The sequence below is a fragment of the Collinsella aerofaciens genome, from assembly GCF_015558785.1.
Lineage (GTDB): Bacteria > Actinomycetota > Coriobacteriia > Coriobacteriales > Coriobacteriaceae > Collinsella > Collinsella aerofaciens_P.
In genome coordinates, this window is the sequence record NZ_JADMOP010000006.1 from 50413 (window position 1) to 63174 (window position 12762).

At 62.6% G+C, this 12762-nt stretch carries 6 protein-coding genes; 1 reads left to right on the forward strand and 5 read right to left on the reverse strand.

Going from position 1 to position 12762, the window contains the following annotated elements; all coding sequences use genetic code 11:
- Positions 1–36 precede the first annotated feature (36 nt).
- The 4 genes from dnaE to I2G40_RS04470 form a co-directional block, all read right to left on the reverse strand.
- Entirely contained in the window at positions 37–3840 is a 3804-nt protein-coding gene (dnaE, locus tag I2G40_RS04455) for a DNA polymerase III subunit alpha (protein ID WP_117637344.1), read from the reverse strand.
- Positions 3841–4016: 176 nt separating this feature from the next.
- A complete protein-coding gene (locus I2G40_RS04460; RefSeq protein ID WP_195544325.1) occupies positions 4017–7649 on the reverse strand; it encodes a UvrD-helicase domain-containing protein in 3633 nt (1210 codons plus the stop codon).
- Positions 7650–7652: 3 nt separating this feature from the next.
- The gene (locus tag I2G40_RS04465) at positions 7653–10751 is read right to left on the reverse strand and encodes a PD-(D/E)XK nuclease family protein (protein ID WP_195544326.1); all 3099 of its coding nucleotides are present in this window, start codon (positions 10749–10751) and stop codon (positions 7653–7655) included.
- A gap of 220 nt (positions 10752–10971) precedes the next feature.
- Positions 10972–11271 carry a YerC/YecD family TrpR-related protein gene (locus I2G40_RS04470; protein ID WP_022094855.1) on the reverse strand — a complete coding sequence of 100 codons (300 nt, stop codon included), beginning with the start codon at positions 11269–11271 and terminating at the stop codon, positions 10972–10974.
- A gap of 325 nt (positions 11272–11596) precedes the next feature.
- On the opposite strand from I2G40_RS04470, the gene I2G40_RS04475 reads away from it, so the two are divergent.
- Positions 11597–11956 carry a phage holin family protein gene (locus I2G40_RS04475; RefSeq protein ID WP_055285729.1) on the forward strand — a complete coding sequence of 120 codons (360 nt, stop codon included), beginning with the start codon at positions 11597–11599 and terminating at the stop codon, positions 11954–11956.
- Positions 11957–12100: 144 nt separating this feature from the next.
- On the opposite strand, the gene I2G40_RS04480 is transcribed toward I2G40_RS04475, so the two are convergent.
- Entirely contained in the window at positions 12101–12529 is a 429-nt protein-coding gene (locus I2G40_RS04480; RefSeq protein WP_022094857.1) for an RrF2 family transcriptional regulator, read from the reverse strand.
- Positions 12530–12762: the final 233 nt, after the last annotated feature.

A 12762-nucleotide genomic window follows, 5' to 3' on the forward strand; every position in this document is an offset into this window, starting at 1 on the left:
CTTCCTCCAATCTCGCGCGGACCAGCAAGGTCGCCCTTAGATCACCGTCACGCGACCCTGGTTACCCACGATGGCTTTTGCCTCTGCCAACAGCGGAATCGAGCGTGCGTTGACCTTGGCCGGCACCTCGGCACGCAGCACACGCCCGTCCACCTGCTCGATAAAGATCTCCACGCGGTCGCCGCCCGGGTTTGCGGTAAGCACCGTGGCAAGACGCGCCATATTGCCCTGGCTAAAGCGGCTGTTGGGCACCATGACCTCAAACACCTTGGGCTTGTTGTTCTCCTCGTTAAGCTCAAGCGGCACGATCTCCTGCGCGATGATCTGGTCGCCGCGGTCCGAGCGCTCAAGCTTGCCCTTAATGCGCACAAACGCATCGGACAGCTGCGCGCCGGTCTCGGGATCGACCTCGCCGTACAGGTACCCCTCGGCCTCCTTGTAGGTCTTGGGGAACACCACGACCGTGGCCTCACCTTCCATGTCCTCGAGCTGCACGATGCCCATGGGGTCGCCGTTTTTGGTCACGCGCTTGGACACGCTCGAGACCATACCGGCCCACCACAGCGCCTTGCCCTCGGGAATCTCCTGGTTGATGGTACCGCCCGTAGGGTTTTGCACCTCGTAACCGGTGTCGATCTGCGAGAACGAGAAGTCGCGCGCCTTGGCTAGCGCATACTCAAACGGGCGCAGCGGGTGGTCCGAGACATAGATGCCCAGAACCTCCTTCTCCTGGCTCAGCTTAAGGTGGCGGTCCCACTCCTGGCCGTCCGGATCGGGCACGCTCACCTCAAAGCCCGAGCCCTCAACGTCGCCGAACATATCGAAGAACGACGTCTGGCCGCTCGCGCGATCCTTTTGGCGCTTCACGGCGGCATCGATGATGTTCTCGGGGTTGTTCTTATCCACAAAGTGCATCATCTGGCGACGCGGATACCCCGTGGAGTCGAAGGCGCCTGCCTTGATGAGCGATTCGATCACGCGACGGTTGGCCTGGCTCGAGTCCACGCGCTCGACAAAGTCGTGCAGCGTCTTAAACGGGCCGCCCGCCTCGCGCTCGGCGATAATCGCCTGCGCCACGCCAGTGCCCACGCCGCGGATGCCGGCCAGACCAAAGCGCACGCCCTCCTTGGTAGCCGTGAACTCGGTACCGGACTCGTTGACATCTGGCGACAGCACGGGGATGCCGTCGTGGCGGCACGCCGAGACGTAATGAACGATCTTGTCGGTCTTGCCCGTGTAGGACGTCAGAACGGCCGCCATGTACTCGTGCGGATAGTGCGCCTTGAGCCACGCCGTCTGCATAACCAGGATGGCGTAGCCGGCGGAGTGCGACTTGTTAAAGGCGTAAGACGCGAACTCGAGAACATCGTCCCAAATCTTCTGGGCGACCTCGCGCGTGTAGTTGTTCTTGATAGCACCGTTCATCCAGTGGTCGTAGGTGGTCTCGTCCGAGCCATCCTCCCAGTGGAGCACCGTCGACGTGAGCAGCTTGATCTTTTTCTTAGCCACGGGCTTACGGATACGCGAGTCCGATTCGCCCTTGGAGAAGCCGCACATCTCGACGGAGATGAGCATAACCTGCTCCTGGTAGACCATGGTGCCGTAGGTTTCGCCCAGGATGTCGTCCAGGCGGTCGTCGTAGGAGACGGCCGGCTCCTTGCCGTTCATACGGTTGATGTAGGACGAAACCATGCCGGCGCCCAGCGGGCCCGGGCGGTACAGAGCGATCAATGCCACGACGTGCTTGTATTCGGTGGGTTTCATGTTCTTGATCGTGGCCGTCATGCCGGCGGACTCGACCTGGAAGACGCCGGCGGTGTGGCCGGAGCCCATGAGCTTAAAGATCTCGGGATCGTCAAAGGGAATCTCTTCCTCTTTGATGTCGATGCCGAAGTTCTTCTTGATGTTTGCCTTAGCCTTGGAGATAACCGTCAGCGTGCGCAGGCCCAGGAAGTCCATCTTGAGCAGGCCCATGTCGGCAACGGTATGGCCCTCGTACTGGGTAATCTCGACGCCGCCCTTGGTGTCGAGCTTGGTGGGCACATGCTCGTTGACGGGGTCGCGGCAGATCAGAACGGCGCACGCGTGCACGCCCTCGCCACGGGTGAGGCCCTCAATCGAGAGCGCCGTGTCGATGATGCGGCGGGCGTCGTCGTCCTTTTTATAGGCCTCGGCAAAGTCGGGGTTAAACAGATCCTCTTTGCCGGGTTGTTTTTCGAGCACCTGCTTGAGCTTGACCTTGGGGTCGCTCGAGACCATCTTGGACAGGCGCTGGCCCATGTAGACCGGGTAGTCCAGGACGCGCGCGGCGTCGTTGATGGCCTGCTTGGCCTTAATGGTCGAGTAGGTGATGACGTGGGTGACCTTCTCGGGGCCGTAGAGCTGGCGAACGTGCTCCACGACCTCGAGGCGCCGCTCATCGTCGAAGTCCATATCGATATCGGGCATCTCGGTACGCTGCGGGGACAGGAACCTCTCGAACATCAGGCCGTTCTCGAGCGGGTCGAACGCGGTGATGTTCATGGCGTAGGCGACGATAGCGCCGGCGGCCGAGCCACGGCCGGGGCCGACGCCGATGCCGTTGTCCTTGGCCCATTGCACGTACTCGGCGACGATCAAGAAGTAGGCGGCAAAGCCCTTGTCGCAGATGACCTTGTATTCGTACTCAAAGCGCTCTTTGATGTTGACGCCGCCGATCTCGCGCGTGGCCCAGTCGTCACCGTAGTGCTGACGCAGGCCTTTCTCGCACTCGCGGCGGAACTGGCTCTCGTGCGTCTCTCCGGGATCGAGCAACGGGAAGCGCGGCAGGATGATAGAGTCCCAGTCCAGCTCAACGTAGCACTTGTCGGCGATCTCGAGCGTGTTGTCGCAGGCCTCGGGGCAATACGGGAACATCGCCCGCATCTCCTCCTCGGTCTTCATGTAAAACTCCGAGCCGGTCATGCGCATGCGGTTGGGGTCATCGACCTTGGCGTTCATGCCAATACACATGATGACGTCCTGCACGGGCGCATCCTCGCGGCGCAGGTAGTGGAAGTCGTTGGTGGCGATGACCTTGACGCCCACCTGCTTGGCGATATCGATGAGCGTGCGGTCCATCTGCTCGTCGGTCAGGCCGTTGTCGGTGGTGATGCCATGTTCCTGGATCTCGATGTAGAAGTCGCCGGGGTCGAAGGTATCGCGGAAGGTCTCGGCCCACTTGATGGCGCCCTCCATGTCACCGCGGTCGATGTATTTGGGGATGATGCCCGCGATGCAGGCGCTCGTGCAGATCATGCCCTTGGCGTGGCGGCGTAGGTTGTCGAGCGTCACGCGCGGCTTGTAGTAAAAGCCCTGCACGGCGGCCTCGGAAACCGTCTGCATCAGGTTGACGTAGCCTTCCTGGTCTTTGGCCAGAAGGATCATGTGGTAGAGCTCTGGCTTGTGGTCGCGGGCAAGGGTCTCGTCCGGCGTAAAGTAGACCTCGCAGCCAAAGATGGGCTTGATGACCAGAGGCGGCTTGAGCTCGTCGATATTGCCCTTCTCGTCCCACATGGCCATGTCCTTCACATACTGGGCATGCTCGCGCGGGTTTTCCTCGGGGTCGGGCTCCACCAGCTCGTCGCGGCGGTCCTTTTCCAAGAAGGCCTTGTCGTGGCTCCAGGTTTTGTACTCGGGCGTGTTGTGATTGACGGCGTCGCAGGCCAGCGCCAGGTCGGGCACGCCATACATGTAGCCGTGGTCGGTAATGGCCACGGCGGGCATGCCAAGTTCAACGGCACGATTGACCATATCCTGGATACGGGTTGCACCGTCGAGCATGGAGAAAACAGTGTGATTGTGCAGATGGACGAATGCCATGTGATGAGCTCCGATGCGGGTTCGTGTTCTGACTGAACGATTTTACCGCACGGCGCGGACGGCACCCGAACCTAGCCAAACCAACACGGCTCCTCTTGCAGTTGCGGTGAAATGCGGACTGTTTGGCGGCTTTTTTGGCCAAAACAGTCCGTATTCCACCGCAAGTTATCTGAGGGCTAGAGATTGTAGGTGACTACTTGAGGTTCGGCGGGTTCGACGAAGATGGCTGGATTCGTCTGCTCCACGCGAACGAACTTGACCGTCACCGCCTCAACGCCCGCCTTGTGCAACACGTCGGCGTAGACGCGCGCCTGCAGGGCGTGCTTCTCGAGCAGCTGTTCCGGCGTCTCATCCGGCGTGCCACCCGTCTTGTAATCAATGACCAGGGCGCGCGACGGATCGGCCGGGTCGGTGGCCAGTGCATCGATGGCGCCTTCGGCATATGCACCGTAGCGGGCGATGTCCTCGTCCTCGCAGCCCAGCGAAAAGAACGGCACCTCGGCGCGAACGCACGGCCACGCGAGCAGGTCGGCACGAACAGCCGACTTGAGCCAGCGGTTCAGGGCAACGTCGAAGCGTTCGCGCTGCTCCGGCGTCAGGCGCCACAGACGCGCCAGTGCATCGGCGCGCGCAGCGGGCAACGCGTCGGCACCCATCTCGATGAGCCACTGGCAGGCGGCGTGGAACGCCGAGCCCAGCGCCATGGGGTTGCCGGCGGGCTCAACGACGGCCACGTCCGCATCGGCCATCTCCGAGCCATCCGACTCTGCATCATCGCCAGCCTCGTCCATGGGCACGTGCGCCTCGGCGGCACGGTCCTCGGACTCGGCATGCAGCGCCGCGGCAATTGACGAGTAGCTGTACGAATCGCGCTCCGGATACGGGCAGGTGCCCATGCGCACGCCCACCGCCTGGGGATACACGAGCTCAAACGCATCGGGCTCGGGGTCGGCAGGACCGGGAACGGCGGCGCGGGCATCTGCACCGGCACCCTCCGGCTCCGCATCGCCGCGGACAAGCCTGCCCTCGGCATCCAGCGAAGCGTTTGCCTCAAACGCCTGCTCGCCAAAGGTAAAGTCCGTGAGCGAAATGAGCTCGTAGTCGCCCGGCTGGGAGTTGTCGAACACCAGGCGGTCGCTATCGAGCTGCGGCGTGTCCAGAGCGTCGGTCGGCAAAATACGGCGCAGCACGTCGTAGGTCAGATCCGTCTCGACATCGAAGGTCGGCGCCGTCACCTTGCCACGGCTCACACCGGCATCCATCGCCAGAATGACCAGCTCGCGTGCTCGCGTCATGGCGACATAGAGCAGGCGGGCCCGCTCCTCGAGCGAGAGCTGCAGGTCGTCGTTGCGCAGGCGAGCAAATGCCTCGGCGGGAGAACCCGTCGCACAAACGTCCTCCATGAGCTCCGGCGGCAGCCACAGCGACGTGCCCTTGCCCTTAAACGCATGCTCAAACTGCTTTTTGACGTCGTCGCCCTTCACAAAGGTTCCGTCGGCGAGCTTAACGCCGTCGAAGCGTGCCGGCAGTGCCACGACCTGCGCTCCGCCATCGACGCGACCCATCTGTGCCGCACCCGAGGACTTACGCACGCCAAAGCACTCGGCGACCGCCACGACCGGATATTCCAGACCCTTGGAGGCATGCACCGTCATGATGCGTACCGCGCCGTCACCCTCCTCGTTGAGCGCGCCCGGGGCCTCCTTGCCCGCCAAGAAGCGGTCGAAGGCCAGCGCGATGGAACGCGGCGAGTTGCCGAACTCGGCCTCAGCCTCAGCCACGGCGTCGAGCGCCTTGAGCACGTTGGCGGCAATGGCCTTGCCCTCGGGGCCGCGCTGCGCCAGGCGCACAAACCAGCCGGAGGCGTTGACCACGTCGCGCGCGATGGCGGCGAACGAATCGCGGCCCGCGCGACGAAGCGCATACCGCAGCACCTCGCGGGCGCGCTTCACAAGCGGCAAGTCTTGCAAACCCGGCACGTCGGAATCGCTCATGATGCCCATGTCGATATTCCGGCGCGAGGTCTCCCCTGTCTCGCTATCGAGCTTGGTCGCCAGCGCCAGGAACTCCTGAGCGCCGAGCGCAAACATCGGCGAGGCGAGCAGCGGCATAAGGCCCCGCGCCGTATCGGCCGGATTGGCGAGCGCACAAACCAGGGCGCGCACCGTCTGCACCTCGGCTGCTTGGGCAAAGACCGAGCCGCCCGCGATGACGCAGTCGAGCCCCTGATCGCGGAAGGCCTGGGCGTAGACGTCGGCGTTGGTCATGCGGCCCAGCAGCAGTACCATGCCGCCCTGGGGCTGGCCGGCATCGGCAAGCGCGCGGAAGCGCTCGGCGATCGCACGGGCCTTGGCCTGTGTGCGCTCCTGCATACTACCGCCGGCAACAAAGAGGGCCTGGCGGCGCGAGGCGTCCGCCACCAGCGTGTCCTTGCGGCCGTCGCTCGCCTCAAGATCCAAAAAGCCCTGCATCAGGCCGCCGTCATCGCCGTCGAAGACGCGCGCCACGTAACGCAGCACCTCGTCATGGCTGCGGAAGTTGCGCACGAGTTTAACGAGTTCGCCGGCAGGGGCATCGGCCACGGCAGTCGCCTCGGACGCGGCAGACGAGCCCACCTTGCGCTCCTGGCGGCGAAACACCTCGACCTCGGCGCCACGGAAGCGGTAGATCGACTGCTGCGCATCGCCCACGGTGCACAGCGCGCGCTCCCCCGCGCCCGTCAGATAGCGAATCAAATCGACCTGCATCTGATCGGTATCCTGGAACTCATCGATCATGACCATCTTAAAGCGGCCCTCGTACGCAGCACGGATGGCTGGGTAATCGCGCAGGGCCTCGTAGGCCATACGCAGCAGGTCGTTATTATCGAGGGCGGACTGGGCAGCCTTCAATGCGCGATACTCCGCCTCTACGGCACGGGCGAGCCCCACCAGCGCATCGAGCGCCGAACCGCCGCAGGCAAGCACGATATTGATAAACGCATCAGCCGCCTCGGCCTTGAGTAGCTCCACCTGCTCCTTAGGAAACGCCTTGCTCGCGCGCGGCATGGTGCACGACATCATAAGTCGCGCCGCATCGGCCATGGTCTTGCCGCTCGCCTCAAACGCATCGATGGCATCGAGCGCCACCTGCGCTTTCTCGGTCGCGGCCTTGCTTGCGCCCAGCGCCGCACGATAGGCATCGGCGAGTGCCGAGGTATCGGCCTGGCCGCGCGCCACGCGCACGTCGTCCATGCCGCCCGGCAACTGGCTCGACAGCTCCAGCAGCTCGCGCACCAGGCCCTTAATGGTCGTGCCGGTACCAAACGGCCCGCCCTCGCCCGCCATGGGATACCAGGCGTAAAGGGCCTTGAGCGAGGCGGCGAGCTCGGGGGCGGCATCGGGTGCCGTCGCGCGGGCCAGCACATGCTCAACAGCCTGGTCCATAAGCTCGTCGGTATCGGTGAGCACCGTGAACTCGGGATCGATGCCCAGCTCCAACGCGTGTGCGCGCAGGATGCGCGAGCACATGCCGTGAATGGTCGAAATCCACGCGTCGTCGACGGTCAGTGCTTCCTCGTCCATGCCCTCGTCGATAAGCGCACGGCGCACGCGGTCGCGAATCTCGGCCGCGGCATCTTTGGTAAAGGTAATGGCGAGCACCTGGTCCAGATGCTCAACGAACGGACCGGATTCGGGCGAGAGCGCATAGACGATGCGGCGCGTGAGGGTAAAGGTCTTACCCGAACCGGCGCCCGCCGAGACAAACAGCGGGCGGTCGAGCGTTTTGACAATCTGCAGCTGTTGCGGCATCAAAGTCGAAAGATCCATGGTCTACACGTCCCTCCTTACAAACGTTCCTTCGTGGTTATACGAGCAGCGCGCATGCGCGGCCTGAGCCGACGCCGGGTCGACGGCGGCAACGTTGCCCGCCTCGAGCTCGCGCAGGCGCTCGGCGATGTCGGCCTCCACGCGATCGAGCAGGGCATCGAAGTCCATGCTGCCGCCCTCGCCCGGGAAGCCCTTCTTGAGGCCCGGGATGCGACCGTCACCGCGCTCTTCCTCGAGCAACTCGGCGCTCGCCGCACCGCGCAGCGCGGGCTTGCCGCCCTTGGTCGAAAAATAGAGCGCTGCACGGGTATCCAAGCCCAGTGCCCGACGCATGGCCTGCGCGTAGATGAGCGTTTGGGTATGGGGCGGCAGCCAGCGCGGGTCGTCGATGGGAGCCTCGCCCGTCTCCTCGTCACGCACCGTGGGGTCGGCAAGCTTAAACTCCTCGACACCCGAACGATGCTTGTAGTCGATTACCACGGCGCGATTCTCGGCATCCACATCTACGCGGTCGATGCGCCCGCCGAGCGGCCAACCGGCATACTCGACCTGGAGCTCGTTGAACGCAAACTCCAGGTAGCGCGGGGCAAAGGGGGCAAGTGCCTCGGACTCGTAGGCAAGCACACCCTCCAGCTGCGGCAAGATCTCGGCCACCTGGCGTTCCTCCACCGCAGAGAGCGGCACCAGCGGGCCCTCCGTGCCGCGCTTGCCGGCGTGCTCGGCCAACGTCTCGTCAAAGACCTCGTGCAGCAGCTTCTGTGCGCGCGGCAGATTCTCGGGCGTCACGCGCTCCATGCCCTCTTGGGGCAGACGGGCATGCAGATGCTCCAGCACGTCGTGGACAAAGTTGCCCTTTTCCATGTTGCCAAAGCCCGCGTCGATCGACTGGGGCTTCACGCGGTACGAGACGAACCAGCATAGCGGGCAGGTCGAATAGGCCTCGATCTGCGAGGCGGACGTCAGACGCGGCACGAGCGGCGCGTCCTCACCCTCGCCATCGCGACGGCGCAGGACCAAATACGGCACGGCCTCGGCACTCAGATGCTGAGGGGCTTCACAGGTCACGCGCTCGCGCTTGAGGCCTTCACCTGCCGCGGGATCAAAGTCGGCGATGATATCGCCCTCGCCCACGCGCATGGGCTTGGCAGCGCCAGCGGCCTCGGCATGTGCCCACAGCTCGGTCCATACGGCTGCCGGGTAGCACTCGCGTGCCTGGCGATCGTGCGTCACACGGGCGAGCGCGACCGGACCGCTCGCCGCCTGCATCGCACGGCCAAAGCGCACGCGCAGCAGGGCAGCGGGCTCCAAAGACACGCCGTCGCGGCGCAGCTCGGCTGTCAACGTGGCAAGCGGGCCCTCTTCGTGCGAAAGCGGATAGCTGTCCAGGTCGACATCGGCAAACAGCACGGCATCGTAGCTGTCAGGGCGAAGAACCGACGCATCGGCAAGCGACGCGAAGCGCACTTGTGCTCGTGGTGTGCGATCGACCTCATAGGTCTCGTAATCGTAGGCGGTACTGCGCTTGTCCACCTTGGTTCGAACGCCGTCGAGAACCGGCACGGTCGCGGCCTGCGACACGTCGAGCGCGCGAGCATCGTTCATAAGGATGTCGATGGCATGGCGCAGCAAAGCCGTCTCTGCCTGGCGACGGGCCTGGCCGTCAAGGCCGCCTAGAGCGCGATCGGGCAACGCCTCGGCAACGGCAAGCATGGCCTTAAGCGCCGTCACGGGCTTGTCACGCCACAGCGCCTGGAACACGTCCGAGACCACACACGGTACGTTCTTAAACCAGTTATCGTCGCTCGTCGCCTTGCGCGCGCCCCTCACCTGGCCCTGAACGCTCTGCAGCAGGCTCTTGACGCCCGCGGTAGTCTTGCTGCGCGAGAGACGCATATTCTTATCGAAGGTACGGGCATTGACGGCATCAGCGCCCGAAAGCGGACTGTAGATCCAGTCGGTAAGCTCCGGCGCGGGCCACCACTCAGTCTTGGAAGCGGTGCCCTCGTCGGCGGCTTTCATACGCTCGATCAGGTTGGCGAGCGCCGTAAACTGCCTGCCCGCGATGGACTGGGAAAACGCCGTGAACTCAGCCGTCTCGGCCGCAATGTGACGCGCCGCCAAACGGGCGGCGAGCTCGCCGAACAGCTGGGGTGCCCGGGCAGAAACGACGAGCACGCGCACGGGGTCGGCGGGCGTTGCAGTAGCTTTATCGGCCTTGGACTCCTTGTGCGCTTTCACCAACTTATCGATGGCGTCCGCATAGACATGAGCACGGGCATGGGGGCCGGCGACCTCAATAAAGGCAGGCTGAGCGGCGGCCCCGCAAGCGACATCAGACGCGACGGCGTCCTCCCCCAGCGGCGCGATCTCAAACAGCACACCGCGGGCATCAAATGCCGTGGCAAGCTCCTCGCGCATCGCCGCCTGCTCGCGGGCAAGCAGCACGACGACCTCTCCCCCATTGTTCGCCACGGCAGACAGCAGCTCGAGTAGACCGTGCGTAAACGACGTGGTACCGCGCACGCATACGGCGCGGGCGCACGCCGGCAGGCTATCGGCCAGGCCACCGGCCATAATGTCGGCTGCCTCGCAGGGCTCGACCATATCTCGACGGTCCAAACCGCTCGCATAGGCGCTCAACAGCTCGAACACACGAGCCTCGGCATCGCTTTTTGGCTCAGGCCGGCAGTTGTCGCCACGGCATCGTTCGGCACCCGTCCCCGCAACGCCCGGCAACACGTCGCGGGCCATGCGCGCGAGCATGCGCACTGTGCCCTGGCTGCGCGAAAGCGGCTGCAGAGCGGCGTCGTCGCGGCGGTCGATCATGTCCGAGAACAGCATCTGGCGCTGAAGGTTGTCCACAAAGCTGCGGCCATCGCCCATAAGCTCCCACAGCGAGCTGAGCCACGATGTGGGCGTCTTGTAGTCGACACCCAGTGAAACCCCGGCTTCCGCCGCATCATGGCGGCACAGGTCGAGCTCGGCAAATGTTGGCGCCAACAGAACAGCGCGCCCGTGGCGGGCAACCAGGTCGGCCAGTAGCGCCGCCTCGGCATCGCTCAAATCCGTGCCGGCATTGGTGGTATAGATTCGAACAGGCATGGTCCTCCGCTCAAACTGTTCGCAATAATCAATGCATCCATCCTACCCGCCCAAGCGGACAGATTTGCCCCACGCCAACAGATTTGATCCCTTGAGGACGGAGGAAAATGGATCACAGAGGGGGTCAGTCTAACCCGGTGATTCGTTTTCCTCCGTCCCCAAGGGATCAAAAAACCGCCCCCGGAGGGACGGTTCTTCGTAATTCAATGTTGTCGCTGGCCTACTCGCCATCCTCCAACTTAATGAGGATCTTGCGGTAGCCACCGTACTCGCCGTTCAGCGCCTTTGAAACGCGGCTCACCGTGGTGGACGAAGCGCCGGTACGGGCCTGAACCTCAACATAAGGCTCGCCCTCGTCCAAATAGCGCGCAACCTGCAAACGCTGAGAAAGGTCGCAAATCTCGCGCGGCGTGCAGATATCGGTCAAAAACGCTTGGATATCCTTCTCGTCGTCCAAAAGGCTAAATGCGTGGACCAGCTGCTTGACATCAGGCTTGTCAAACATGTTCTCGATATTCATCGATCACCGCCAAACCCGCCAAAAGGCATCGAAGTTGATACTGACATCGGACATCGTTCGCCCGTTCTATGCAATAGGGCAACGCCTGTGGCTTTTGCCCGTAGCAGTGTAGCACACCACCAAACTAAAGCGACAAGACTCTCTGTCAGCGGCGCGTTTTTCAGGACGAACGCCGTTTTGAAATCGAATGCGCACGTAAGCTCCACGAATATTTGCGACAATGGGCATCCAGGCAAGGCCCCGCGTTCGCGCAGCCGTCCAAGTCGCCACGGCAAGCTGCTTCACGCGTCACTAACTCTCCCCGCGCAAGAAAGGACCCCCTACCATGCGCTTTATGCTTAACTGGCTCTTTACTTCGATCGCCATCGCGATCGCCACGTTCCTCGTCCCCGGCATCCAACCCTTCGGTTTTGCCGAGGCCTGGGTCTGTTTCGCCTTTGTGGGACTGTTCCTCAACATCGTCGATTCGCTCGTCAAGCCGTTCCTGACGGTCATCTCACTGCCGCTCACTATTATTACGCTTGGTATTTTTCAGCTCGTAGTCAACAGCTTTATGCTCGAGCTGGCCAGCTACCTGTCGGTCAATCTGTTGGGCGCTGGTATCTCCATTGCCGGCTTTGGATCGGCCTTTATGGGCAGCATCCTGGTATCCATCATGCGCAGCATTCTCGATAGCATCGCCTAGGGCTAGAACTGTTCAATACGAACCGTCATATCGACCCAAAACGAAGGCCGCCCATCGCAAAAATGGGCGGCCTTCTTATTTGTCAAGTCTCAAAGGGCGAGAGAATCTACCATTTCCGCTCCGTCCCCAAATGGCGGGTATGGGTTAGATGACGTAGTCGTAGCCATGGTTGGGAGCGACAAGTTGATCAAGCGTCACACCGTCGAGGTAGTCGTTGATGAGCTTGTCCAGGTTCTTCCACACGTCGAGCGTGGGGCACTCGTCCGAACGCGAACAGCCCTTGCAGTCGCCGTCCAGGCATGCGACCGGCGCCAAGCTGCCCTCGGTCAGGCGCAGGATCTCGCCCACCGTATACTGCTCGGGCGGGCGCGTAAGCACGTAGCCGCCGCCCTTGCCGCGCATGCCCGAGAGCATGTTGGCGCGCACGAGCGTAGCCAAGATGTTCTCGAGATATTTCTCGGAAATCCCCTGTCGCGCCGCGATCTCTTTGAGCGGGATGCGACCGGCCGCCTGGTGCTCGGCCAGATCGACCATAACGCGCAGGGCATATCTGCCCTTAGTAGAAACCAACATGTATAGTGCTGCCTTTCGGTCTTTTAATTCGTAGAAATTCTAGCCGAAAAATTGGTTTTGAAAATACCTATTCCCGTCAAGCTGGTTAATCGACTCGTAATAATCTTCTATTTCCTATTGCGTTACTAGGCTTTAGTGTCTACTATGCTTGCCAACAGCTAAACAAACAACCTATAAGGTTTATGGGTTTAGCTGCTACACACACCGTAAAACCACACGGTATCCAGCCATTT

Coding starts and splice junctions, on each gene's coding strand:
- I2G40_RS04475 (WP_055285729.1), top strand. CDS start 11,597: ATGCGCTTTATGCTTAACTGGCTCTTTACTTCGATCGCCATCGCGATC.
- I2G40_RS04480 (WP_022094857.1), bottom strand. CDS start 12,529: ATGTTGGTTTCTACTAAGGGCAGATATGCCCTGCGCGTTATGGTCGAT.
- I2G40_RS04465 (WP_195544326.1), bottom strand. CDS start 10,751: ATGCCTGTTCGAATCTATACCACCAATGCCGGCACGGATTTGAGCGAT.
- I2G40_RS04470 (WP_022094855.1), bottom strand. CDS start 11,271: ATGAATATCGAGAACATGTTTGACAAGCCTGATGTCAAGCAGCTGGTC.
- dnaE (WP_117637344.1), bottom strand. CDS start 3,840: ATGGCATTCGTCCATCTGCACAATCACACTGTTTTCTCCATGCTCGAC.
- I2G40_RS04460 (WP_195544325.1), bottom strand. CDS start 7,649: ATGGATCTTTCGACTTTGATGCCGCAACAGCTGCAGATTGTCAAAACG.